Raw genomic sequence first — 24455 nt, forward strand, 5'->3', positions numbered from 1 at the left:
GATACGACACCCCGGGTTTGATGAGGTGGAACGCTCGCACCCACGACAACAGCTTCGGATACGTCTCGGCGCACGGCGCCCCCCTGGTGGACCTGCTCGACCCGCAGCCGGGGGAACGCATCGTGGATCTCGGCTGCGGCACGGGGACGCTGACGGCCGAGATCACCTCCCGGGGCGCGTACGTCCTGGGGGTCGACGGGTCACCGGCGATGATCGAGAAGGCCCGGGCGGAGTACCCGGGGCTGGACTTCGTCGTCGCCGACGGCGGTGACTTCACCGTCTCCCGGCCCTACGACGCGGTCTTCTCCGACGCCGCGCTGCACTGGATGGGGCGGGAGCCGGACGCGGTGATCGCGGGCGTCCGCGAGGCCCTGACGCCGGGAGGGCGGTTCGTGGCCGAGATGGGCGGCGCGGGCAACTGCGCGGCGCTGACGGCCGCGCTGTCCACCGCCTGGCGGGAGTACGGGCTGCGCGAGCCCGACCTGCCGTGGTACTTCCCCACGCCCGCCGAGTACGCCTCGCGGCTGGAGAAGGGCGGCTTCGTCGTCCGCCTCCTGGAATACTTCGACCGGCCGACCCGGCTCGACGAGTGCCCGGGGGGCGCCGCCGACTGGGTGCGGATGTTCGCGCGTTCGCTGCTGCAGGAGGTGCCCGCGGAGACGGTCGATCCGCTGCTCCGCCGGGTGAACGAGCTGGCCGCCCCCGCCCTGCGGCGGGAGACCGGCTGGATGGCCGACTACGTACGGCTGAGGTTCGCGGCCGTACGCCGCTGAACCGACTCTATGCGCCGGGGCGATTTGCCAGACTATGGTCTGTTCCATGAGTCTCGTTCCCCGGCCACACGGAGTGTCTCGGGCGGCTTGAGGGGCTGGTGAAGGGAACGGATGAACTTCTGTCTGAGTGACCTCGTGCCGCCGCTGCGCTGGAGCGACGCGGCCACGATCCCACTTCTGCGCGACCAGCCCGACCTACCGGACGCTTGGTGGCGGAGCCTGCCGGTCGCCCGGGTGCTCGCCGTGCTGGGCCCGGAGCGGCTGGCGGAGATCCTGACCGAGATCGCCCTCAAGCACTGGCCCGCCGCCGCCGTGGGCGACGTGCTCCCCGCCCTGCACGTGCTGGACCCCGAGGACGCGGACGAGCCGTGCACGGCCATCGCCCTCGACCGCGCCGGATCCTGGCCGGGACTGCTCGCGCTGACCGGCCACGACCTGCGCGACCAGCCGTTCATCCAGCCGGTCCCGCTGCTGCACACCCTCTTCGCGGCGGTCCTCACCCGCCTGACGGCCTCCGCCCCCTCCGCGGACGTCGCGGTCCGGCCGGCTCCCGTCCGGGACGTCCAGGAGGCCCAGGACGTCCGAGAGGTCCTGGAACCGGGGAGCGTGAGGGACCGCGCGGCCTTTGACGTCTCACGGACCCCGGAGAGCCGGACGGCCGTGGAGACCCGGGCCGTGGAGGGCCCGAAGGTCCAGGCGATCCCGGACGCCCCGGAGGCCCTGAAGGTCGCGGACACCCCGGACACCCCGGACGCTGCGGAGATCCCGAACACCCCCGACAGCGTGAACGCCCCCGAGCCTCCTGACGCCCCGCAGGTTCCGGACGCCCCGGAGACCCGGGCGGCCTCGGACGCCTCCGAGGCCCTCCCGCACGGTGCCGAGGTCGAGGCCGCGTCGGCCGCCGAGGCTCTCCGGGACCGCCGGGCGGAGGAGGCCGAGGAGGACGCCGCGCCCGGGTCCCTCTTCCGGCCCGCCGCGGCCAGAAGGAGCCGCTCCGAGGCCGGTTCCACGACGGGACACGGGCCCCGGACCGCTCCCGAGGACGCCCCCGAGACCGGTGTCACCGGTCCCGAACCGGGTGACGTCCCGGTGGCCGGGTCCCCCCTGACGACCGGACCTCCCGCCGGGCACGTGGCCGAGACCGGTGAACCCGCGAGCGGGACGGGACCGCAGGACGAGCCCGAGGCGGAGCACGCGGATCCGGACGGAACGCGGGACGCCCCCGAGGACCGGCCCGAGGACCGTCCGGAGGACCAGGCCCGCGACCGGCTCGACGACCGCCCCCTGGACCAGGCCGACGACCGCCTCCAGGACCGTGCGGACGACCCGGCCCAGGACCGAGCGGACGATCAGGCCGGGGACGAGGCCGAGAGCCGGGCCCACGACCGGCACGGGGACCGGGCCGACGACGACCTCGTCCCCGATGCCGTGCCGCACCTCCCGCGGGACGCGTCCGAGCCCGGCGACGAGGCGTCCGGACCGGTCTCCGGCGACGAGCCCGGGACGCGGGCGACGGACCTGCACGCGCTGGTCGACGGTGTCTTCGCCGACGCCGAGGACAGGCGCTGGGCCGTGGCCCAGAACAGGCTGTTCAGCGACGTCCCGGCGACCGTGGAGGCGCTGGCCAAGCTGTTCGCCGTGTCGCCGGACGTGATCCGCGACCTGGAGACGGACCTCCGCCGCGAGCTGGCCGAGTGGATCGCCTCCGACGAGGCCGCCCCGTACCGGGAGCACCTGGAGAGCGTGAAGGACCTTCTCGGCAAGGCCGCGCCCCGGGAGCGGCTGATCAACGCCGCCGACTGGCACACCCGGGAGCTGCGCTCGCTCGACGTACCGGCCTGGCAGTTCGTGCTGGCCTCACTGCCCGAGTACCACGTGGTCGACGAGTGGCTGGTGGAGGGCGACATCACCGAGCTGCGGCACCGTACCCGCGACATGATCAGCGCCGCCACGCCGCCGCTGACCATCAACAAGGCCCTCGACATGGTCTCCTCCCTGGGCATCCACCCGGAGGTGTCCAAGGAGTGGCTGGAGAACGTCCCGCAGCTGCGCATCCTCGGCGCGGGCGAGCGGCCCCCGCAGCGCGGCGGCGCCCCCTCGCTGACCGCGGAGAAGCCCGGCGACGGCGCGGGCGACCGGCTCGGCGGCGACGGCGGTGCCGAGGGACGGAACGGCGGCGGTGCCGACGGGCACAAGGCCGGGGAACCGGCGAAGGCCCCGTTCCGCCCGCTGAAGGACGTCTCGCTGACCCGGCGCTGCTTCCGGCAGCCCGACGGCCGCTGGTGGCTGAGGATCGACGTCACCGCCGACCACCTGCGGGGAGCCGAGTGCCCGCTGCCCAGCGGGTTCGCCGCCTACCTCGGGATGGCGCCCGGTGTCGGCCGTACGGTCAGCAGCGCGGTCGGCGAGCTGGCCCTCAACTGGCAGGACAGACCCGTCCTGGAGTCGCTCGGCACGCTGCTCGCGGACGTGGGCGCCAAGGAGGGCAGCCACCTGTTCCTGACCCTGTCGGACGAGGGGGTCCTGCGCGCCAGGCACCTGCCGGCCGCGGGGGACGAGGTGGAGACGACCGCGCGGGCGTTGCGGCTGGTCGGCTACACCGCGGCCGGCGGGACCCCGGAGCAGGCCGTACGGGTCATCGCCACCCGGGTCGGCATGGGCGGTCCCGCGGCCCTGCCCGACCTCCTCACCCGGCTACGAGAACGCGGGGACCGCGATCTCCTGGCGCTCCTGGCCTGACCCGTGCCCCGCCTCGCCCTCTCCCCCGAGTTCCCGGCCGGACTCGCCGCCCTGGCCCAGCCGGTGCGGCGCGACGTCGTGGTGTCGGCGCGCAGGTTCCTGCAGAACGTGGCGGGCGCACCGCATCCCGAGCGGGTCAGGGGGGCCAGGGACCCCAGGGTGGCGACCCTGAGGCTGGCCGACCGGCACCGGGGCGTCGTGGTCAGGCAGCGGGACGTCTACTGGCTGCTGACCGTGCTCCCGGACGCCGAGGCGTGGGCGTACGCGCAGCGCCACCGGTTCGGGGTCAACACCGCGCTCGGCGTGGTGGAGATGTGGGACGCCGAGGCGCTGGACCGGGTCAGGCCCGCGGTGCGCAGGGCCGCCGAGGCGACCACGTCCCGGTTGTTCTCCGACATCTGCGACAGCGACCTGGCCGAGCTGGGCGTCGACGGCCGCTTCCTGCCGCTGGTGCGGCAGATCACCGACCAGCTCACCCTGGAGGCCCTGGAACCGCTGCTGCCCCCCACGCAGTACGAGCCGCTGGCCGCGCTCGCCCGGGGCGAGTCGATGGCCGGGGCCTGGCGGGAGCTGGAGAACTGCCGCGCGGTCGCCCCCGATCCCGAGCCGGTCAACCCCGAGGACTTCGGCGCCGCGCTGCTGCGCAGCCCGGACCGGGCCGTCTTCACCCCGCACCCGCGCGAGCTGAACCGGGTGCTGGAGGCGCCCGGCTGGTGCGTGTTCCTCTACCCGCCCCAGCACCGCATGGCCTACCGGGACTCCTACCCGCAGCCGACGCTGGTCACCGGGGGCGCGGGCACCGGCAAGACCCTCGTCGCCCTGCACCGGGCCGCCCACCTGGCCTCCCGCGCCACCGGACAGGTCCTGCTGGTCACCTTCTCCCAGGGGCTGAGCGCCGACCTCGCGGCCCGGCTGGACGTCCTGATCGAGGACGAGGTGATCCGCAAGCGGGTCGAGGTCGGCAACGTCGACCGGCTGGCGCACCGCATCGTGGCCGAGGCCGAGGGACGGCCGCCCTCGCTGGTCGGCGGCGCCGAGCTGACCGCGCTCTGGGAGGAGACCGCGACCGGTCACAGCCCGGCGTTCCTGCTGCGCGAGTGGGAGCAGGTGGTGCTGGCGCAGAACCTGCGGACCCTGGAGGAGTACCTGGAGGCCCCCCGCCCCGGGCGCAGCGTCGAGCTGTCGCGGCGGGAGCGGGCCGTCGTCTGGGACGCGGTCGGGCACGTCACCGAGCAGTTGCGGCTGCGTGGCAGGCGGACCCTGCTCCAGCTGGCCTCCGAGGCGTCGACGCTGCTCGGCCGGACGACCGGGGACCTGCTGGAGGAGACCGAGCCGGTGCGGGAGCCGTACCGGCACATCGTGGTGGACGAGGCGCAGGACCTGCACCCGGCGCAGTGGCGGCTGCTGCGGGCGGCGGTGCCGCACGCCCCCGACGACCTGTTCGTCGTGGGCGACCCGCACCAGCGCATCTTCGACACCCGGGTGACGCTCGGAGCCGTCGGCATCGACGCGATCCAGCAGCGGCTGCAGGTGTCGTACCGGCTCCCGCGAGAGATCCTGTCCTGGGGGGTCCGGCTGCGCGGGGGCGGTCCCGCCGACGGGCTCGTCAAGGGTGTGCAGGAGCTTTACGGGTTCCGGGGGGTCCGGTACGGGCCGCGGCCGACGGTCCGCGCCTACGATTCTCCACGGGATGAGCTGACGGGGCTGGTGGCACAGGTGGGACAGTGGGTGGACGAGGGTGTGCCTCCGGAGGAGATAGCGGTGGCCGCCAGGACCTCCGGCCTCGTGCGCGACGCACGGGCCGCCCTGCGCGAACTGGGAGTACGGGTGACGACACTGCACGGCATGAAGGGGCTGGAGTTCCGGCGGGTCGCGGTGATCGGCGTCAGCGACGGGACCGTGCCCGACCCCGGCGCCCTGACCCCCGTCGGCGAGGACCCGGCCGCCAGGGCGCACGACCTCCAGCGGGAACGCGGGCTGCTGTACGTGGCCTGCACCCGGGCCAGAGAACTTCTCTACGTATCCCACTCCGGACGGGCCAGTCCCTTCCTTCCTACTTGATCACATAGTCTCTGAACTGCGGATATATTCCCCTTTGCCGGTTGGACCTCAATGAACCTCAGCCTGAGCGACATCGCGCCACCCCTGCGCTGGACCTCCCCCGGCCAGGTAGCGCCGATCGCCACCGACCCCCGCCTCCCCGAGGCGTGGTGGCAGGCGCTTCCGCTCGACCGGGCCTGTTCCACCATCGGGACCTCCGAGGTCGCCGGACGCCTGACCGACCTCGCCCTGGCCTGCTGGGGCCACCTGATGCTCGGCGACGTCCTTCCGCTGCTCAGGTTCGCCGACCCGGCCGCCAGCGTCCGCACCCCCGAGGGGCTCGGCCGCGAGACCGTGCACAAGCTGTTCACCGGCGTGCTGGAGCGGTTGCTCGAACCGGTCACCGAGGAGAGCGTCGCCAGGATCCGCCCGTCCCGGCCCGATCGTCCGCTGCCCGAGCTGATCGACGAGGTCTTCGCCACCCTGGACGAGCGGCAGCGGGCCATCGCCAGGGACCGGCTGTACGCCTCCCAGCGGGCCACGCTCGACGACCTGGCCCAGCGGTTCTCGGTCACCCGGGAGCGCATCCGGCAGATCGAGCGCGACCTGCGCGACCACGTCGAGGCCTGGCTCGCCAAGGAGGACGCGGCACCGCTGATCGGGCACGTCTCCTGGCTGCGGGGACGGCTGGGCTCGGCCGTGCCCGCCGACGACCTGGCCGCGGCGGTGCCCTGGCACCGCAGTGACCTCGCCACCCTGGGCATCCCCGCCTGGCGGTTCGTCCGCACCCTGCTGTCCGGCTACGAGCAGGTGGACGGCTGGCTGGTCGCCGGGGGCGCCGACGAGCTCAGGGAGAAGACCCGGCAGCTGTTCACCGACGGGCCCCGCCCGCTGGACGAGGCCGTCACGCTGGCCAGCCAGCTCGGCATCCGCGAGGACGTGGCCGAGCGCTGGCTCATCGCGGTCCCGCAGCTGCGGGTGCTGGACGGCCACGTGGTGCCCTGGCCGCGCAGCGTGAACGACAAGGCCGAGGCCGTGCTCGCGGTGGCGGGGGCCCCGCTGAGCCCCGAGGAGATCCAGGAGCGCATCGGCGAGGACTACAGCCTCGTCGGCATCCGCAACCAGCTCACCGCCGACGACCGGTTCCTGCGGGTCGACCGGAACAAGTACGGGCTGACGCGCTGGGGCGGCGAGCAGTACCTGGGCATCCGGGAGATGATCGTCAGGGAGATCGAGCGGTCCAACGGCGAGGCCTCGGTCAACACGATCGTCACCAGCCTCACCGGCCGCTACGACGTGAGCGAGAGCTCGGTCCGCGCGTACGCGGGCGGCCCCGGCTTCGAGCGCACGCAGCGGGGCTGGATCCGGGTGGCCGGGGCCGAGCAGGCCGAGTACCAGCCGCGCCGCGACGTCTCGGAGACCCGGCGCTGCTTCCGCAGCCGCGACGGGCGCTGGTGGCACCGGGTGGACGTCAACGCCGAGCACCTGCGCGGCTCGGGATCCCCGCTGCCGACCGGTTTCGCCGCCCACCTCGGCATGGCCCCCGGCGGCCAGCTGACCGCCTCCACCCCCTCGGGCGACGTGGTGATCAGCTGGCACAACCAGCCGACCATGGGCTCCATCCGGCCCGTCCTGGTCGCCGCCAACGCCTCCGAGGGCGACCACGTGTTCCTGACGGTCTCCGACGGCGGCGAGCTGCTGACCCGCTACCTGCCGGCCGCCTCGCCGACCCTGCCCGCCCTGAACCGGGGGCTGCACCTGATCGGCTACACCGCGCCGGTGGCCTCCGAGGCCGAGGGCCTGCGCCTGATCGGCGCCCGCATCGGCCTGCCGGACGGCTGCACCCGCGAGGAGGTCATCACCCGCCTCCGCGACCGCGGCGACCGGGACATCCTCACCTTCCTCGAGGGGTGAGCCGTGTTGATGGCGCCCGCTCCGCGAGCGCGGACCCGGGCGCCACACGGCCATGCCTTCCCTCGTCAGACGAAATCGCTCGTACCTCACGATCCCGCCCTCCTCGGTCCAGGCACGGCCGCGCCCGGGTCGGGTCGCGGCGTAGGCTCGACGCATGTTGCGCCTGTATGACACGCGGAATCGCCGGATCGAGCAGATCGTGCCGGAGGGGAGCCGTTCCCTGCGGATGTACAGCTGCGGCCCGACCGTCTACAGGTCGGCCCATGTCGGCAACCTCCGGTCGTACCTGCTGTCGGATCTGATCAGGCGGGTCAGCGAGCGGCAGCGGGTCCGGGTGGTGGCCTGCCGCAACATCACCGACGTCGGTCACCTGGTCGACGACGCCGAGATCGACTCCTCGGGCGAGGACAAGGTGCTCGCCCAGGCGCGGGCCGAGGGGCGCAGCCCCCTGGAGGTCGCGCGGTTCTACGAGGAGTCCTTCCTCGCGGACACGACCGCGCTGAACATCCGCCCGCCCGACCACTCGCCCCGGGCGAGCGAGACCATCGACCTGATGGTCGAGATGATCGCCAAGCTGATCGAGAAGGGGCACGCGTACGCGGTGCCCGACGGGTCGGTCTTCTTCGACGCGACCTCCTTCCCGACGTACGGGGAGATCTCCGGCAACCGGCTCGACCAGCTGCGGCCCGCGCACCGGATCGAGGGCGTCGACCCGCGCAAGCGGTTCCACGCCGACTGGGCGCTGTGGAAGCCCGCGGAGGGGGAGCCGACCTGGGAGACCCCGTGGGGCCGTGGTTTCCCCGGCTGGCACATCGAGTGCTCGGCCATGTCGCTGCGCTTCCTCGGCGAGCACATCGACGTGCACACCGGCGGCATCGACCTGCGCTTCCCGCACCACGAGGACGAGCGCGCCCAGTCCGACGCCACCGCCGGGCACGAGGTGGTACGGCACTGGGTGCACGGTGAGCACCTGCTCTTCGACGGGCGCAAGATGTCGAAGTCCACCGGCAACGTGGTCCTGCTCAAGGACGTGGCGGAGGCCGGGCTGGACCCGCTGGCCGTGCGGCTGGCGCTGCTGGAGCATCGTCACCGCCAGCAGATGAACCTCACCTGGGACACCCTGCGGGCCGCCGACAGGACCCTGCGGCGCTGGCGCGGCCTGGTGGCCCAGTGGTCGGAGTCCCCGAGCGGCCCGATGCCCGCCGACCAGGTCTCCCGGATCGAGGCCGCCTTCGACGACGATCTCGACACCCCGCTGGCGCTGCGGCTCCTGCGCGAGCTGGAGCGCGACGGGTCGGTGGCCCCCGGTTCCCGCTTCGAGGCGTTCCTGCACCTCGACCAGATCCTCGCCCTGGACCTGTCCATCGACATCGGCAGGACCAGGAGCCTCCCGGCGGGCGCCGCCGAGCTGCTGGAGCAGCGTTCGCGGGCCCGCGACGCCAGGGACTGGGCCGCCTCCGACCGGCTCCGCGACGAGCTGGCCGCCCTCGGCGTGCGGGTCACCGACACCCCGGAGGGCCAGACCTGGTCCTGACGGCCTGACGGCCCCGGGACGACCGTGCCGGGGCCGCGGGACCCGTTCCCGCCGACAAGGCGGGCCGTCCCGGGGAAGGCCGGGTTCTCGCCGGGAAGGAGGGCCGTCCCCGGGAGAGTCCCGCTCTCGCGGAAGGGGCACCCGTCTCCCGGGAGGGGGCTCACCTCCCTGGAAAGAGCGCCGCCCCGCCCGGAAGGGGGGAAAGCAGCAGATCACTCGTAATGTCGGTCGCGACCGGTAGCGTCCGGCCCATGAGTGAGAGCACCGTCGCCGTACGACCCGGCACGATCGCGGATCTGGACGAGATCGTCGCCTGCAGTTCGGCGCTGTTCGCCGAGGACGCGGGCACCCGCGATCCCGCCCTGAACGTGAACTGGCCGAAGGAGCACGGCCGGGCCCGTTTCGCCGACGCGCTGGAGGACCCGAGCCGGCTGGTGATGGTCGCCGAGGACGGCGACCGGATCGTCGGCCACCTGACCGGCGCGCTGTCCGAGCCCACCCCGATGCGGCCGGTCACCGTCGCGACCCTGGGCAGCATGTACGTCCAGCCGCCCTACCGGGACCGCGGGATCGGCACCAGGCTCGTGGAGGAGTTCAGGCGGTGGGCCCGCCTGCACGGCGCCCGCTACGCCGGGGTGACGGCCTACGCGAGCAACGAGGGCGCCGTCCGCTTCTACCGGAGGAACGGTTTCGCGGTGCAGTCCACGGTCCTGGAGACGGTGCTGTAGGCGGTCCCGGAAAGGTCCCGCAAAGGCCCTGGAGCGGTCCCGGAACGGTCCCGGGCCGATGTCGGCGGCGTTGCGGGACGGGGCGGCGATACGACCGTGATCGATGGGTGTTCAATGACCGGGTGACGAATATCGCGCCCACCGGGACCCAGCACACCATCGCGGCCGACGGCTTCGAGGCCGTCATCACCGAGCTCGGGGCCGGCCTCAGGAGCCTCACCCAGGACGGCAGGCCGCTCGTCGTCGACTTCCCCGCCGACCGGCCCCCGGTCGGCGGGGCGGGGCTGCCCCTGCTCCCCTGGCCGAACAGGATCGAGGACGGCCGCTACACCTTCGACGGCGAGGAGCGGCAGCTCGCGCTGAGCGAGCCCAAGACGGGCAACGCGATCCACGGCTTCTCCCGGACGTTCCCCTGGCGGGTCCTGTCCCATGAGGAGTCCTCGATCCGGATGGGGCTGCGGCTGTTCCCCCAGCTCGGCTACCCGCACATCCTGGACCTCTCCATCCGGTACGCGCTGAGCGCCACCGGGCTGGAGGTGGAGATTGAGGCGGAGAACGTCGGTGCCACCGACGCGCCGTACGGCTTCGGGGCCCACCCCTATCTGACCCTCGGTGCCCCGGGCACCTCCGTCCCCCTCGACGAGGCCGTGCTGGAGCTGCCCGCCGCCCAGTGGATCGCGGTGAACGAGCGGAAGATCCCCACCGGCCGCAAGGACGTCAAGGGGACCGAGTACGACTTCCGGACCGCCCGCCCGATCGGCGGGACCGAGCTCGACACCGCGTTCACCGACCTGGAGCGCGGTGACGACGGGCTGGTGCGGGTCAGGCTGACCTCCCCGGACGGAACCGACGGAACCGGCGGGACCGGCGGGGTCCAGCTCTGGGCGGGCGAGGGGATCGAATGGCTCCAGCTCTACACCGGTGACACCCTGCCCGAGGAGCACCGCAGGCAGGGGCTGGCGGTGGAGCCGATGAGCTGCCCGCCGAACGCCTTCGCCACCGGCGAGGACGTCGTCCGGCTGGCCCCCGGCGGCCGTGCCGTGCACCGCTGGGGGATCGGCCCCGCCTGACGTCCGCCGCGAACACCCCGCGCGGCGCCCTTCTCGGCGCTCCTGGCCGGGTTCGGCCCGAGGGCCTCGATCCCCAGGTCCGGCCCGGCCAGGGCGACGGTGTCACGGACGGCGCCGTCGGCCACGACACCGGACCGGCCGTTCGAGACGGCCGGGGCGTCGACCAGGCCGTCGGCAGAAAGTCTCATGCCCGCATCTTCGTCAATGATCATCATGCCGGGACGGCGGAGGTGGTGCCACACTTGCGGGACCATGCCGTCTAGGAGGTTTTCGTGAGGTTCCGCCCATATGCCCGGCTCCCCCGCGCGCTCAGGTGGCCCGCGCGGGTGCTCACCGTTCTCCTGGTGCTGGGCCTGGCGCTCGCCGGTGCCGGGGTGTGGGGCGTGCGGGCCTCGTTCCCGCAGCTCGGTGGCGAGCTCACCGTGGACGGCCTCACCGCCAAGGTCACCGTGTACCGCGACGGTACCGGCATCCCGCACATCTACGCCGACTCCCCCGACGACCTGTTCATGGCCCAGGGATACGTGCACGCGCAGGACCGTTTCTTCGAGATGGACTTCCGCCGCCACGTGACCGCCGGCCGGCTGTCGGAGATGTTCGGGGCGGCGACGCTGACCGAGGACAGGGTCATCCGGACCATGGGCTGGCGGCGGGTGGCCGAGAAGGAGCTGCCCCTGCTCGACGAGCGGACCAGGCGCTACCTGAACGCCTACGCGGCCGGGGTGAACGCCTGGATGCGGCAGAGCGGCGGCTTCGCCGACCGGAGCCTGGAGTACGTGCTGCTGCGGACGACCAGCCCGGACTACCGCCCCGAGCCGTGGACCCCGGTCGACTCGCTGGCCTGGCTCAAGGCCATGGCCTGGGACCTGCGTTCCAACATGAGCAGCGAGATCGGCCGCGCGCTCGCGGCGAGCAGGCTGCCGCGCGGGCGGGTGGAACAGCTCTGGCCCGACTACCCGTACGACACCAACCCGCCGATCGTCACCCGGGGCTCGCTCGGCGAGCGCGGGTTCGACCAGGACGCCGAGCCCGGGGCCAGGACGACCGAGCCTCCCCGGCGTCCGGGCGAGCGGGCCCCGGAACCGACCCAGGGTCCGGTCGAGCGGGCCCCCGAACCGACCCTGCGGCCGGACGGGCCACCGGACGGCCGGGTCGCAACGGGGGCCGGGGCCCTGGCCAGGGCGGCCGCGGCCGTGCGCGCGGTGCCGAGCCTGATGGGCGACCCGTCGGGCGGCTCCGGCATCGGCTCGAACTCCTGGGTGGTCGGCGGCGGGCACACCAGGTCCGGCAAGCCGCTGCTGGCCAACGATCCCCACCTGTCGGCGGGGATGCCCTCGGTCTGGTACCAGGCCGGGCTGCACTGCCGGATCAAGAACGCCGAGTGCCCGTTCGACGTCACCGGATTCACCTTCTCCGGCGTGCCGGGGGTGATCATCGGCCACAACGACAGGGTCGCCTGGGGCTTCACCAACCTCGGCCCCGACGTCGCCGACCTCTACCTGGAGCGGACCAGGGAGGACTCCTACCTGTTCATGGGCGACTGGAAGCCGATGGCCACCAGGGTCGAGACGATCAAGGTGGCGGGTGGCGCCGACGTCCGGCTCACGGTGCGCGACACCATGCACGGGCCGATCATCTCCGACGTCATGAAGGACGCCGAGGGCACGCTGCCCGGCATGGGCGCGGTCCTGGGGCAGGAGGCCGACGCGGTCGCGCTCCAGTGGACCGCCCTGGAACCGGGCAGGACCGCCGACTCGATCTTCGCGCTGAACACCGCGCAGGACTGGCAGCAGTTCAGGAGGGCGGCGAGCGGGTTCGAGGTGCCCGCGCAGAACCTGGTCTACGCCGACACCGCGGGCAACATCGGCTACCAGGCCCCGGGCCGCATCCCGGTACGGACCCGCGGCGACGGCACCTGGCCGGTGCCGGGCTGGACCGGCGAGTACGCCTGGCGGTCGACGATCCCCTTCGACGAGCTGCCCAGCGTCTACAACCCGCCGCAGGGCTACATCGTGACCGCGAACAACGCGGTCGTCGACCCGGACCGCTACCCGCACGATCTCACCAGGGACTGGGCCTACGGGTACCGCTCCCGGCGCATCCTGGACCGCCTGGGCCGGGCGGTGAAGGACGGCAAGGTGGACGTCGCGGCGATGAGCGCGCTGCAGCAGGACGACCACAACGGTTTCGCCCGCTTCCTGGTGCCCAGGCTGACGGCCGTCGAGGTGGCCGGGCCCGTCCGGGACGCCCTCGCGCTGCTGCGCGGGTGGGACCACTCGCAGGGGGCGGGCTCGGCACCGGCCATGTACTTCAACGCCGTCTGGCGCCACCTGCTCATCGAGACCTTCAACGACGACCTGCCCGAGGGTGCCCGGCCCGACGGCGGCGACCGCTGGTTCGAGGTCGTACGGGTCATGCTGGAGCGGCCGGACGACGCGTTCTGGGACGACCGGGCCACCCCGCGCGCCGAGACCCGCGACGACATGCTGCGCCGGGCGATGGCCGCGGCCTACGACGAGCTGACCGCCGAGCTCGGCCCGGACCCCGGGGACTGGCGCTGGGGCGACCTGCACTCGCTGGAGCTCGTCCACCAGACCTTCGGCACCTCGGGGATCGGCCCGATCGAGTGGCTCTTCAACCGCGGGCCGTTCCCGGTGGCCGGTGGTGACGACGCGGTCAACGCCGCCGGCTGGGACGTGCAGGAGGACTACACGGTGGGCTGGCTGCCGTCCATGCGGATGGTCGTGGACCTGGCGGACCTGGACGGGTCCCGCTGGATCAACCTGACCGGCGCCTCCGGGCACGCCTTCCACGACAACTACTGGGACCAGGCCCCGCTGTGGGCGGACGGGCGGACCGTCCCGATGCTCTCCCGCCCGGAGTCGGTCAAGAAGGCGGCCGTCCACACGCTGGTCCTGACCCCCTGAGGGCGGGCCCGGGCCCCCGCCGGGGGTGCCCGGGCTCCGCGGCTCAGGTCGTCAGCACGCGGGACTCGCCGATCGCCAGGTCCCACAGGTCGGCGCGGTCCCGCCCGGCCGCCTCCCAGGCCGCGCGGGCCTCCAGCACCGGCGCGAGCAGCGGCTCGCCGGACAGCACGAACGTCCCCCAGTGCATGGTCGCCATCCGGCGCGCGCCCACGTCCGTGCACGCCCGTACGGCCTGCTCGGGGTCGACGTGCGCGGCCTTCATGAACCAGCGGGGCTCGAACGCGCCCACCGGCATCAGGGCCAGGTCGATGCCGCCGGGGTAGCGGGCCCCGATCTGGGCGAAGCGCTCGCCGTACGCGGTGTCCCCGGCGAAGTAGATCGTCCGGTCGTCGCAGGCGATCACCCAGCCGCCCCAGAGCGTCCGGCAGGTGTCCCAGACCGACCGGCGGCTCCAGTGGTGGGACGGGACGAAGTCGAACCGGACGCCGCCGACCCAGGCGCTCTCCCACCAGTCGAGCTCGGTGACGTCGCGGAACCCGCGCCTGGTGAACCAGGACCTCAGCCCTGCCGGGACCAGGACGGGCGTGTCGCGAGGCAGCCTCCGTACGGTCTGCGCGTCCAGGTGGTCGTAGTGGTTGTGGCTGATCACCACGGCGTCGATCCGGGGCAGGTCCGCCCAGGCGACGCCGGGCGGGGTGAGGCGGGGGCGGACGCCCGGGATCTTCCTCGCCCATACCGGGTCGGTCAGGACGGTCAGCCCGCCGATCTGTACCACGTACGTCGCGTGCCCCACCCAGGTGACGACCGCGTCGGTCCCGGCCGGGCGGGGAAGCCCGTCCCGGTGGACCGGGATGAGGTCGGCGTCCCCGACGTCGGGCCGCAGCGTGCCGTGCCAGGCGACCGCCAGCAGTTCCTGGAACGTGGGGATCGGCAAGGTCAGCCGGTCCTTGAAGCCGCCCGGCCAGGTCCGCTGCGGCGCGGGCGACCGGCCCGGCCGCAGCGGGGGCGCCGGGCGGGTGCGTGGCGGAGACGTGGGAGGCGGCGCGGGCGCGTGGCGCACCGGGCCTGTCGGGGAGACCGAGGAGACCGGGGAGGCCGGAAACACCGGGGACACCGGGGACACCGGGGACACCGGGGACACCGGGGACACCGGGGACACCGGGGACACCGGGGACACGGCGGCCGGGGGCGTGCGCGGGGCGGGGACCGCGACGGGCGTCCCGGGCCCGTTCCCCGGGAACCCGGTGGCACGATCACCTCGCGGCTCTCCCGGGGCCCTGCCCAGCCGTCTCAGGGCGCGTACCGGCCCCGCGGCGAACCGGGCCGACCAGCCGGAACGTCGGCGCGGCTCGCCCGGGAGGACGGGCTCCTCGGCGACGCGTGAGGCGGTCTCGGGGTGGGATGTCGGCGACATGGGCGGCCCCCTTCGGTCATCGTCGGCTCACCCTCTGTTGATCCCCTCACACGGGAATTCATTCCTTTTGCGGGGGTCCATTCCGCGAACCCCGGGACCACCAGGGCGATCTGCGGACGTAGTTGCCGTCCTCCAGGTTCGCCAGCCGCTCGAAGACGTTCCAGGACGCCTGGTTCCCGCAGACCAGGACGGAGACGACCACCGCGAGGAGGTAGAGCGGGAGCATCGGCAGGCCCACGCAGAGCATGTACTGGGAGGCGTGCCGGTCCTCGTGCCGCAGCAGGGCCTCGGTGAGGTACCCCTCCTCGTGCCGGGTCAGCACCACGTTCCCCACGGTGAAGGCCGAGGCGATCGGGAACCGAAAGCGATAGCCGTACGCGAGGATCAGCCCGTCCGGTCCCGGGGCCGGCCGGGCGCGGCCGAGGCGCGCCACCAGCAGCCCCAGGGGCGTCGACAGGTTGATGTAGTTGAGTGTTCGCCGTACCCGGTGGAACCGCCGCATATCGGGATTGTGCGTCATCCGGATGCCCCGCGGTAGCGCTGTCGCGCCACGGAGCCCTCCCCGGCTCAGGAGACGGCGGGAGCGCCCGGCGGGGCGGGCGCGGGCGGCGGGGGCGGCGGGGGCGGCAGGGGCGGGGTGGACGCGCCGGGGGCGGCGGACGGGCGGGGCCCGTACCCGTGCTGGGTGAGCAGCCAGGATCCGCCCCCGGCCGACGGCGCCAGCAGCACCCCGGCCGTGATCGCGACCAGGCCGCCGTAGAGGTAGACGTAACCGGCCACGTCGTCGGCGATGACCAGGTCGCCCTCGGGCCGTCCGGCGGCCCAGATCACGGTGATCAGCGTCCAGCCCGCCGCGAACGCCAGGGACACCGACTTGCCGCGCGCCATCCGGCCCGCCCCGTAGGAGATCGCGAACAGCAGGGCGACGCAGCCGAGGGCGGAGACGGGGACGGGGACGGCCCCGACCGACCAGGAGTGCTGGAAACCGCAGAGCAGGCCGACCAGGAACCCGAGCACGGCGAGCACCGCGCAGGCCGCCACGGTGACGACCGTCTCCGAGGGGCTGCGCACCACCGGCACCTGCTCCATCACAAGCACCGAGGCTAGTGGATACCGGCGAAGAGGTCGTCCTCGCGGTCGTACGGCTCGCCGAGCCCTCCCGTCTCGATCGGCGCTCCGGCTCCCGGGGGGCCCGGCACGCCGGAGGCCAGGATGAAGTGCTCCACCCCCAGCACCTCCTGGCCGACGGCGTTGGACAGGGCGTACCAGGGCGGGACCACGCTGATCTGGGTGGCGTGCGCGCGCATCGCGTCGATCTTCCGGCCGAGGTGGGCGCGGGCGTCGATCTCGGTGGTCACCTCCTCGTCCGCGCAGCCGAACGGCAGGTCCTCGACCGCCTCGGCGAGGAAGGGCGTGTCGCTGTCGCGCAGGGCCTCCGCGCTCCTGCGCAGCACCGACCGGGGGACGGCGGTGTGGTAGAACTTGGCGACCCGCCACGGCCCCGTCCCGCCGGTCACCGGTGTCCCGCCGGGTGCCGCGACTTCACCGGAGGCGGGGTTCCCGTCGGAGGCGGGGTTCCCGTCGGAGGCGGGGTCCCCGTCGGAGGCGGGTGGCTCATCGAAGGCGGGGGCCGGGACGAAGGCCGGGTCGGCGGCCAGCTCGACGGCGCGCCGGGAGACGCGGTGGGCCTGGATGTGGTCGGGGTGGCCGTAGAAGCCGTTCTCGTCATAGGTGACCAGGACCTGCGGCCGGACCTCGCGGATGATCGCGGCCAGCTCGCCCGCGGCCTCGTCCAGGTCGGCCCGCCAGAAGGCGTTCGCCCGGTCGTTGGAGGCGACGCCCATCATGCCGGAGTCGCGCCAGCGGCCCGCCCCGCCCAGGAACCTGTGGTCGGTGACGCCGAGCGCCGCGCAGGCCGCGGCGAGCTCCCCCACCCGGTACGGGCCCAGGGCGTCGTCCCGGTCCGCGGCCAGGTGGGCCAGCTCCGCGGGGATGACCTCCCCCTCCTCGCCGAGGGTGCAGGTCACCAGCGTGACGTGCGCCCCCTCCGCGGCGTACCTGGCCATGGTCGCCCCGGTGCCGATCGTCTCGTCGTCCGGGTGGGCGTGCACGAGCATCAGGCGCCGATCCGTCAGCCGCTCCGTCATGGGTCGAGGGTACCGACGCCGATTTCACCCGACATATCGGGATCCGGTCGGTACCGTGGCCGCGAGAGCACGAGCCGGGCGGGACGGAGCTGGCAAGATGGCTCGTATGAGTGAGACCTTCCCTCGCCTGCACGCCAGAACCCGCCGCTTCACCCTCGGGGCGCCCCGGGGGTTCACGATCGCCCCGGGCGGCGACCGCGTCGTCTTCCTGCGCACCCGGGGCGGTTCCGACCCCGTGACCTGCCTGTGGGAGTACGACGTGCTCAGCGGGGAGGAGCGGCTCGTCGTCGACCCGCGCGACCTGGCCGGGGGCGACGAGGACCTGCCGCCCGAGGAGCGGGCGCGCCGGGAGCGGAGCAGGGAGCAGGCCGGGGGCATCGTCGGGTACGGCACCGACGCCGCGGTCACCGTCGCGGCGTTCGCGCTCGTCGGCGGCCTGTACGTGGCGGACCTCGCGAGCGGGCGCGTACGCCACCTGGAGACCGCCGGGCCGGTGATCGACCCGCGCGTCTCCCCCACCGGCGCCCACGTCGGCTACGTCACCGGCGGCGCGTTCCACATCCAGGACCTGCGGGACGGGGTCGACCACGCGCTGGCCCGTCCCGAGACGGCGGAGGTCACCTACGGCCTGGCCGAGTTCGTGGCCGCCGAGGAGCTGGACCGGATGCGGGGGTACTGGTGGTCGCCCTCCGGCGACGCCGTGCTCGTCGAGCGGGCCGACGAGTCCCCGGTGCAGCGGTGGTACATCGCCGACCCGGCCAACCCGGCCCGCCCGGCCGTCGAGCAGCGTTACCCCTCGGCCGGGACGGCCAACGCCACGGTCGAGCTGTTCGTGCTCACCCTGACCGGGGCCCGCGTCCCCGTGCCCTTCGACGACGAGTACCTGGTCAACGCCGTCTGGGACGCCCACGGCCTGTCGATCGTCACCATGACCCGCGACCAGCGGACGATGCGGCTGCTCGCCGTCGACCCGGCCACCGGCGCCTCCACCGTGGTGCGCGAGGACACCGACCCCGCCTGGGTCGACGTGGTCACCGGCGTCCCGGGCCACCTGTCCGACGGCCGCCTGGTCTGGGCCGCCCACTCCGAGGGCGGTCACCGCCTGATCGTCGGCGACGAGCCGGTCACGCCGCCCACCCTGCAGGTCCGCGAGATCCTCGACGTCGACGGCGAGACCGTGCTCTTCCGGGCCAGCGGCGAGCCCACCGAGATCGCCGTGTGGGCCTACCGCAACGGCCGGATCACGCTCGTCAGCCCGCCCGAGAGCGGCGTCTACAGCGGCCACACCGCGGGCGGCACCCTGGTGCTCACCGGCCAGACCCTGACCGGCGAGGGCTCGGTCACCCGCGTCCTGCACAACGGCACGCCCCGCGGCCACATCGCCTCGCACGCCGACCGTCCCGGCCTGGACCTGCGGGTCTCCCTGATCAGGACGGGCGAGCGCGAGCTGTCCACCGCCGTGCTCCTGCCGTCGGGCCACGTGCCCGGCTCGGCCCGGCTCCCGGTCCTGATGGACCCGTACGGCGGGCCGCACGCCCAGCGCGTGCTGGCCGCGTCCGGGGCGCACCTGACCAGCCAGTGGTTCGCCGACCAGGGGTTCGCGGTGGTCGTGGCGGACGGCCGCGGCACCCCGGGCCGGGGCCCGGAGTTCGAGCGGGCCGTCCTGCACGACCTGGCCGGGCCGGTGCTGGAGGACCAGATCGACGCCCTGCACGGCGCCGCCGCGCGGTTCCCCGACGACCTGGACCTGTCGCGGGTCGGCATCCGGGGGTGGTCCTTCGGCGGCTACCTGGCCGCGCTGGCCGTGCTCCGCCGCCCCGACGTGTTCCACGCGGCCGTCGCCGGTGCCCCAGTGACCGACTGGCGGCTGTACGACACCTGCTACACCGAGCGCTACCTGGGCCACCCGGACGAGGGCCACTACGACTCCTCGTCGCTGTTCGGCGACGCCGAGAAGCTGGACCGCCCGCTGCTGCTGATCCACGGCCTGGCCGACGACAACGTGGTCGCCGCGCACACCCTGCGGCTCTCCTCAGCCCTGCTGGCGGCGGGCCGCCCGCACACCGTGCTGCCGCTCTCGGGCGTCACCCACATGACCCCCCAGGAGGTCGTGGCCGAGAACCTGCTGCTGCTCCAGGTCGACTTCCTGAAGAAGGCGCTGTCCTGAGGCCTTCCCGGGAAGGATCCGCGCCTCCCCGGGTATGACCAGCCCTTTCCCGGGGAGGACCCGCGCCTCCCCGGTGAGGTCACCGTCCGGACGTCCCCGCCCGTTCGCGGGCGGGGACGGTCGGCGTCAGTGGTTCCGACCGGGAGGGTGGGGGAGGGTGTGGCCCTGCCGGGGGTCGTACGGCTGCGGTGCGGCGTGCCCCTGCCAGGGGTCGTGCCCCTGCCAGAGGTCGTGGCCCTGCGGGGGGTAGGGCTGCTGAGCCGGCGCCTGGTGAACCGGAGGCTGCGGGGCGGGGGGTTGCTGAACCGGGGGCCGCGGGACGGCCGGCGGAACGTACGTGGTCCTGCGCTCGGCGGCTCCGCAGGCGGCTCCGGCGACCATCAGCCCGATGCTCCCGAGCGCGAAGACCTGTGCCCGTTGCATGTTCGCGGGTTCGTCGTCGTCGAACGTCCACATCAAGGCGAAGATCAGCATCAGGGAACCGAAGGTGAGATAGAGGATGCGGCCTATACCCATGGGGCGAGAGTGTAGCTTCCGGCGTCAGAGGACCTTCGGCCCCGCGGTGGCCCGCAGGTCCGGGGCATCGCCGTGACCGGACGTGCCGTGCCAGCTCCCCCACAGGGCCGCGTACGAGCCGCCCGCCGCCACCAGCTCGTCGTGGGAGCCCAGCTCGCTGATCCTGCCGTCCTCCACCACCGCGACCCGGTCGGCGTCGTGGGCGGTGTAGAGGCGGTGGGCGATCGCGATCACCGTACGCCCCTCCAGCACGGCGGCCAGCGAGCGTTCCAGGTGGCGGGCGGCGCGGGGGTCGATCAGCGAGGTGGCCTCGTCCAGGACCAGGGTGTGCGGGTCGGCCAGCACCAGCCGGGCCAGGGCGAGCTGCTGGGCCTGGGCGGGCGGGACGGACTCGCCGCCGGAGCCCACGATCGTGTCGAGCCCCTCGGGCAGGGTCTCGACCCACTCCCAGGCCTCGACCGCCTCCAGGGCCTCGCGGACCCGCGTGTCGTCGGCCTCCGGGCGGGCGATCAGCACGTTGTCCCGGACGGTGCCCCGGAAGATGTGGTGCTCCTGGGTCACCAGGGCGACGTGGCCGCGCAGGTCCTCCAGGGGGAGCTCGACCAGCGGGACGCCGCCGACCGTGACCGAGCCGGTGCGGGGGCCGTGGACGCCCGCGAGCAGGCGGCCCAGCGTGGACTTGCCCGCCCCGGACGGGCCGACCATGGCCAGCCGCTCGCCCGGCTCGACCACCAGGTCGATGTCGTGCAGCACGTCGTGGCCCTCGCGGTAGGCGTAGCGGACGCCGTCGGCCCTCAACCGGCTGCCCTCGGGCCTGGCCGAGCCGGGCTCGCGGTCGTCGGGCACCTCGGAGACGCCCAGCAGGCGGGCCATGGAGGCGCCGCCCACCTGGAGCTCGTCGATCCACATGAGCAGCCGGTCGAGCGGGTCGATGAGCTGCTGGACGTAGAGGGTGGCCGTGGTGACCTGCTCCAGCGAGGCCCAGCCCCGGATGTAGAACAGGCCGCCGACGACGAGCGTCGCCACGACCGGGATCACGTAGCCGAGCTCGACCGCGGGGAACCAGACCGTGCGCAGCCTCATCGTGTAGCGCTCGGCCGCCCAGGACCGGGCGATGTCGGTGTCGGTGCGCCGGTGCCTGCGCTCCTGCAGGCCCAGCGCCTCCACGGCGCGGGCGCCGGTGACGGTCTCGGCCAGCCCGTCGGTCATGTCGGCGTACGCCGCGCTCTCGCGCAGGTACCCGTCCCTGGCGCGCTTGAGGTACCAGCGGGTGGAGATCCACAGCAGGGGGACGGCGAGCAGCGAGGGCAGCAGGAGCAGCGGCCCGACGACGGCCAGGGCACCGATGGTGATCACGCAGGTGACCAGCGCGATCAGCGTCTCGGGCACGGCGTGCCGCACGGTGCGCGAGAGCGCGTCGACGTCGCGTGAGGTCCGCGAGATCAGGTCGCCGGACCCGGCGCGCTCGACCGTGGAGAGCGGCAGGCCGAGCACCCGGTCGACGAACTCCTCGCGCAGCTCGGCGAGGACCTTCTCGCCGAGCCGGGAGGAGGCGTACACCGCGAACCTGATCAGCACCGCCTGGGCGATCAGGAAGGCGCCGATGCCCAGCGAGACCGCGGTGACGTCGACGCCGGCGCCGCTGTGGAGCCCCTGCACGAGGCCGCCGAGCAGCCACGGCACCGCCAGCCCGGCGACCGCGGCCAGGCCGTGCAGGGCCAGCGCGCCGAGCAGCTCGCGCGGGTACTTCAGGGCGAGCCTGCGGGCGTAGGCCCGCACCTGCGCGCGGTCGGCGACGGGCAGGACCTGCCTGCTCATGGTGTCTCTCCCCGGGTGACGACGGCGGTGTATCCGGGGTGGGCGGCAAGCAGGTCCCGGTGTGAGCCCTGGGCGCGCACGACGCCGCCCTCGACGTAGACGACGTGGTCGGCGCGGTCCAGCACCAGCGGGCTGGTCGTGCAGACCAGGGTGGTCCGGCCGGCGCGGGCCTTGGCCAGCCGGTCGGCGATGCGCGCCTCGCTGTGGGCGTCGACCGCGCTGGTGGGTTCGACGAGGACGAGCACCTCGGGGTCGAGGACGAGCGCCCTGGCGAGCCTGAGCCGCTGCCGCTGGCCGCCGGAGAACTCCCGGCCCGCCTCGGCGACGCGCCCCTCCAGGCCGCCGGGCAGCGCCTCGACGATGTCGGTGGCGCACGCCGCCCACAGGGCCTGGGAGATCTCCTCGGCCGAGGCCGTGCCGGTGACGTCCAGCTCGTCCCGCAGCACGCCGGCGAAGAGCAGGGCGTCGTTGTCGGCGACCAGGATCCGGCGCCGTACCTCCGAGACGGGCAGGCCGTCCAGGGACACGTCGCCGAAGTCGACGTCGCCGTCGTCGTAGCGGCCGAGGCGGTCGGCGATGGCCGCGGCCTCCTCGGGGACGGCCGCGGCCAGGGCGGTGAGCATGCCGGGGCGTACGGCGACCCCGGAGGCCACGTCGCGCAGCAGGCCGCCCTCGGACCGGCCGGTGCCGCCCTCGATCTCGGGCCGCAGCGAGAGGATCCGCACCACCCTGCGGGCCGCGACATGGCCCTTGGTCAGCTTGTCGGCGGTCTCGGTGAGGGTCCGCATGGGGCCGATCAGGAAGGTGGCGTAGCCGTAGAAGGCGACGAGCTGGCCGACGCTGATCTCGCCGCGCTGCGCGAAGGACGCGCCGAGCCAGGTCACCCCGGCGATCAGCAGGCCGGGCAGCAGGACCTGCGCCCCCTCCAGCACCGACTCCACCGCGGCCACCCGCACGCCGGCGTGGCGCACCCGCTGGGACTCGGTGCCGTAGCGGTCGGCGAAGACCCGCTCGCCGCCGATGCCGCGCAGCACCCGCAGGCCCGCGACGATGTCGGCGGCGCGGGTGGACAGGTCGCCCTGCAGGTCGCGGTGGGCGTTCTGGCGCCGGTGCAGCGGCTTGAGCAGGGGGGCGACCGCGCCGGCCATCAGGGGCAGGCCGACCAGGACCGTCAGGCCGAGCGTCGGCGAGGTCCTGATCAGGATCACGGTCACCGCGGCGATGGCGACGACCGCGCCGACGCCGCGGAGCAGGATGTCCATCGCGTTGCCGATGTGGGCGATGTCGGAGTTGCCGACGCTGACCACCTCGCCGGTGGACATCCGCCTGGGCAGGGTCGCGCCCAGCCGGGTGGACTGCCTGACGGTGACCTGGACGGTCCGGTAGGCGGCGCTCAGCCAGTTCAGGACGGCCATCCGGTGGCGCAGGACGCCGGTGACGGCCTGCGCGACGCCGAGCGCGAGCACGACCCCGCCCCAGGTGAGCAGGCCGTGCGGGTCCCCGGCCCGGAGGGCGTCGATACCGTTGCCCACGGCGGCGGGGACGAGCGCCATGGTGAGCCACCACAGGGTCGCGTACAGGGTGCCGAGGAGCAGCGACCTTCTCTGGGTACGGGCGATCCACCGCAGGTAACCGATCGGGCTGCGGGCGTCGGGAACGCCGGGATCGGCGACGGGTAGGGAGCGCATGGCCCTGCCAGCCTGACAAAGTCCGCCCTCGTCAGGCAAACCATTTACTGACAGCGAGCGCGTCAATCACGGTTGACATCGGGGCGACGTCAACTTAGATTGACACCATGAGCGATACGGCACAGCTGGCCTCCGACGCCGGCAGCCGCGATCCGGCCGTGGGCCTCAGGGCCGTGCGGGCGCTGCGGACACTGGTCGACCGGCTGGAGGCACTCCAGGTGGAGAACGCGAGGGAACAGGGCTGGTCCTGGCAGGAGATCGCCCACTGCCTGGAGGTCACCAGGCAGGCGGTCCACAAGAAGTACGCGGGCGGCCGAGGGCTGCTGAGAAGGGACAGATGACCATGTTCGAGAGATTCCATCACGAGGCCCGCCAGGCGGTGACCCTCGCGCAGGAGAACGCACGCCGCCTGCGGCACGAGATCATCGGCACCGAGCACATCCTGCTCGGGCTGCTCGGGCTGCCGGGCAGCCTGTCGGCCCGGGTGCTGGTCCGTCACGGCCTCGACCACGACGCGGCCTTCCGGGCCGTCGCCCGCCTGTCCCCGCGCAGGCCGGGCGCGGCCCTGGACGCCGAGGCGCTGGAGACGATCGGCATCGACCTGGCGGCCATCAGGGAGAAGGTCGAGGCCGCCTTCGGCCCCGGTGCCCTGGACCGCGAGCCCGCCCCCCGGCGCGGCCGGCTGCTCGGCGGGTCGCACATCCCCTTCAGCCCCCGCGCCAAGAAGACCCTGGAGCTGTCGCTGCGCGAGGCCGTGCACCTCAAGCACAACTACATCGGCGACGGCCACATCCTGCTCGGCATCCTGCGCGAGGGCGAGGGCCTGGCCGCCCGCGTCCTGAAGGACGCGGGCGTGGACGCCGCGGCCCTGCGGCGGGAGGTCGTCGCCGAGCTGGGCTGAGATCCCGTCGGCCCTGCCGCGCCCCCGGCCGCCCGGAGGAGCCATCGGAGGGACCGGCCGGGGCCGGGCGGGCGTGACG

The 24455-nt window shown here is 73.9% G+C and carries 17 protein-coding genes and 2 pseudogenes; 11 read left to right on the forward strand and 8 right to left on the reverse strand.

Annotated features, from left to right (window positions below):
• The first annotated feature begins 20 nt into the window (after positions 1-20).
• The 7 genes from ACIBCT_RS13090 (at position 21) to ACIBCT_RS13120 (ending at position 10798) form a co-directional block, all read left to right on the forward strand.
• Positions 21-773 (forward strand): class I SAM-dependent methyltransferase, encoded by a 753-nt coding sequence (locus ACIBCT_RS13090; protein WP_399187944.1) that lies wholly within the window; start codon positions 21-23, stop codon positions 771-773.
• 111 nt (positions 774-884) lie between these two features.
• Positions 885-3512 carry a hypothetical protein gene (locus tag ACIBCT_RS13095; protein ID WP_399187946.1) on the forward strand — a complete coding sequence of 876 codons (2628 nt, stop codon included), beginning with the start codon at positions 885-887 and terminating at the stop codon, positions 3510-3512.
• Positions 3513-3515: 3 nt separating this feature from the next.
• Positions 3516-5573: a UvrD-helicase domain-containing protein gene (locus ACIBCT_RS13100; RefSeq protein WP_399187948.1), complete on the forward strand. Its 2058-nt coding sequence runs from the start codon at positions 3516-3518 to the stop codon at positions 5571-5573.
• A 51-nt stretch (positions 5574-5624) separates the two neighbouring features.
• Positions 5625-7466: a sigma factor-like helix-turn-helix DNA-binding protein gene (locus ACIBCT_RS13105; RefSeq protein WP_344902441.1), complete on the forward strand. Its 1842-nt coding sequence runs from the start codon at positions 5625-5627 to the stop codon at positions 7464-7466.
• Between the two features lie 154 nt (positions 7467-7620).
• Positions 7621-9000 (forward strand): cysteine--tRNA ligase, encoded by a 1380-nt coding sequence (cysS, locus tag ACIBCT_RS13110; RefSeq protein ID WP_399187950.1) that lies wholly within the window; start codon positions 7621-7623, stop codon positions 8998-9000.
• A 251-nt stretch (positions 9001-9251) separates the two neighbouring features.
• Positions 9252-9728, forward strand: a complete 477-nt coding sequence (locus tag ACIBCT_RS13115; RefSeq protein ID WP_399187952.1) for a GNAT family N-acetyltransferase — start codon at positions 9252-9254, stop codon at positions 9726-9728.
• Positions 9729-9850: 122 nt separating this feature from the next.
• Positions 9851-10798, forward strand: coding sequence for an aldose 1-epimerase family protein (locus ACIBCT_RS13120; protein WP_399187954.1), 948 nt, complete (start codon positions 9851-9853; stop codon positions 10796-10798).
• 38 nt (positions 10799-10836) lie between these two features.
• Here ACIBCT_RS13120 and ACIBCT_RS13125 read toward each other — a convergent pair.
• A pseudogene (locus tag ACIBCT_RS13125) lies at positions 10837-11052 on the reverse strand (S-adenosylmethionine--2-demethylmenaquinone methyltransferase); the annotation flags it as partial.
• 18 nt (positions 11053-11070) lie between these two features.
• Between ACIBCT_RS13125 and ACIBCT_RS13130 the strand changes: the two are divergent.
• Positions 11071-13725: a penicillin acylase family protein gene (locus ACIBCT_RS13130; RefSeq protein WP_399187956.1), complete on the forward strand. Its 2655-nt coding sequence runs from the start codon at positions 11071-11073 to the stop codon at positions 13723-13725.
• A gap of 43 nt (positions 13726-13768) precedes the next feature.
• Here ACIBCT_RS13130 and ACIBCT_RS13135 read toward each other — a convergent pair whose 3' ends face one another.
• The 4 genes and pseudogenes from ACIBCT_RS13135 to mshB all read right to left on the reverse strand — a co-directional run.
• Positions 13769-14659 (reverse strand): MBL fold metallo-hydrolase, encoded by an 891-nt coding sequence (locus tag ACIBCT_RS13135; RefSeq protein ID WP_399187958.1) that lies wholly within the window; start codon positions 14657-14659, stop codon positions 13769-13771.
• A 538-nt stretch (positions 14660-15197) separates the two neighbouring features.
• Entirely contained in the window at positions 15198-15641 is a 444-nt protein-coding gene (locus ACIBCT_RS13140) for a hypothetical protein (RefSeq protein ID WP_399187960.1), read from the reverse strand.
• A 65-nt stretch (positions 15642-15706) separates the two neighbouring features.
• Entirely contained in the window at positions 15707-16228 is a 522-nt protein-coding gene (locus ACIBCT_RS13145; RefSeq protein WP_399188351.1) for a DUF6113 family protein, read from the reverse strand.
• 548 nt (positions 16229-16776) lie between these two features.
• Positions 16777-17274: pseudogene (gene mshB / locus ACIBCT_RS13150) on the reverse strand (N-acetyl-1-D-myo-inositol-2-amino-2-deoxy-alpha-D-glucopyranoside deacetylase); the annotation flags it as partial.
• Positions 17275-17392: 118 nt separating this feature from the next.
• On the opposite strand from mshB, the gene ACIBCT_RS13155 reads away from it, so the two are divergent.
• Positions 17393-19453 (forward strand): prolyl oligopeptidase family serine peptidase, encoded by a 2061-nt coding sequence (locus ACIBCT_RS13155; RefSeq protein WP_399187962.1) that lies wholly within the window; start codon positions 17393-17395, stop codon positions 19451-19453.
• Between the two features lie 126 nt (positions 19454-19579).
• On the opposite strand, the gene ACIBCT_RS13160 is transcribed toward ACIBCT_RS13155, so the two are convergent.
• From ACIBCT_RS13160 to ACIBCT_RS13170, 3 genes are read right to left on the reverse strand one after another with little or no spacing between them, the layout of a single operon-like run.
• Complete coding sequence (locus tag ACIBCT_RS13160; protein ID WP_399187964.1) at positions 19580-19969, reverse strand: hypothetical protein; 390 nt, start codon at positions 19967-19969, stop codon at positions 19580-19582.
• Positions 19970-19993: 24 nt separating this feature from the next.
• Positions 19994-21787 (reverse strand): ABC transporter ATP-binding protein, encoded by a 1794-nt coding sequence (locus ACIBCT_RS13165; RefSeq protein ID WP_399187966.1) that lies wholly within the window; start codon positions 21785-21787, stop codon positions 19994-19996.
• On the reverse strand, positions 21784-23475 hold the full coding sequence (locus tag ACIBCT_RS13170) for an ABC transporter transmembrane domain-containing protein (protein ID WP_399187968.1): 1692 nt from the start codon (positions 23473-23475) through the stop codon (positions 21784-21786). Before ACIBCT_RS13170 ends, ACIBCT_RS13165 begins: the two co-directional genes overlap by 4 nt.
• A gap of 107 nt (positions 23476-23582) precedes the next feature.
• On the opposite strand from ACIBCT_RS13170, the gene ACIBCT_RS13175 reads away from it, so the two are divergent.
• Together ACIBCT_RS13175 and ACIBCT_RS13180 are read left to right on the forward strand one after the other, a co-directional pair.
• Entirely contained in the window at positions 23583-23816 is a 234-nt protein-coding gene (locus tag ACIBCT_RS13175; RefSeq protein WP_344902477.1) for an RNA polymerase subunit sigma-70, read from the forward strand.
• A 2-nt stretch (positions 23817-23818) separates the two neighbouring features.
• Complete coding sequence (locus ACIBCT_RS13180; protein WP_399187970.1) at positions 23819-24376, forward strand: Clp protease N-terminal domain-containing protein; 558 nt, start codon at positions 23819-23821, stop codon at positions 24374-24376.
• Positions 24377-24455 lie beyond the last annotated feature (79 nt).

The sequence above is a fragment of the Streptosporangium sp. NPDC050855 genome, assembly GCF_044456585.1.
Classification (GTDB): domain Bacteria; phylum Actinomycetota; class Actinomycetes; order Streptosporangiales; family Streptosporangiaceae; genus Streptosporangium; species Streptosporangium longisporum.

Coding starts and splice junctions, on each gene's coding strand:
- ACIBCT_RS13090 (WP_399187944.1), top strand. CDS start 21: ATGAGGTGGAACGCTCGCACCCACGACAACAGCTTCGGATACGTCTCG.
- ACIBCT_RS13095 (WP_399187946.1), top strand. CDS start 885: ATGAACTTCTGTCTGAGTGACCTCGTGCCGCCGCTGCGCTGGAGCGAC.
- ACIBCT_RS13105 (WP_344902441.1), top strand. CDS start 5,625: ATGAACCTCAGCCTGAGCGACATCGCGCCACCCCTGCGCTGGACCTCC.
- cysS (WP_399187950.1), top strand. CDS start 7,621: ATGTTGCGCCTGTATGACACGCGGAATCGCCGGATCGAGCAGATCGTG.
- ACIBCT_RS13115 (WP_399187952.1), top strand. CDS start 9,252: ATGAGTGAGAGCACCGTCGCCGTACGACCCGGCACGATCGCGGATCTG.
- ACIBCT_RS13140 (WP_399187960.1), bottom strand. CDS start 15,641: ATGCGGCGGTTCCACCGGGTACGGCGAACACTCAACTACATCAACCTG.
- ACIBCT_RS13145 (WP_399188351.1), bottom strand. CDS start 16,228: ATGGAGCAGGTGCCGGTGGTGCGCAGCCCCTCGGAGACGGTCGTCACC.
- ACIBCT_RS13155 (WP_399187962.1), top strand. CDS start 17,393: ATGAGTGAGACCTTCCCTCGCCTGCACGCCAGAACCCGCCGCTTCACC.
- ACIBCT_RS13160 (WP_399187964.1), bottom strand. CDS start 19,969: ATGGGTATAGGCCGCATCCTCTATCTCACCTTCGGTTCCCTGATGCTG.
- ACIBCT_RS13165 (WP_399187966.1), bottom strand. CDS start 21,787: ATGAGCAGGCAGGTCCTGCCCGTCGCCGACCGCGCGCAGGTGCGGGCC.
- ACIBCT_RS13170 (WP_399187968.1), bottom strand. CDS start 23,475: ATGCGCTCCCTACCCGTCGCCGATCCCGGCGTTCCCGACGCCCGCAGC.
- ACIBCT_RS13175 (WP_344902477.1), top strand. CDS start 23,583: ATGAGCGATACGGCACAGCTGGCCTCCGACGCCGGCAGCCGCGATCCG.
- ACIBCT_RS13180 (WP_399187970.1), top strand. CDS start 23,819: ATGTTCGAGAGATTCCATCACGAGGCCCGCCAGGCGGTGACCCTCGCG.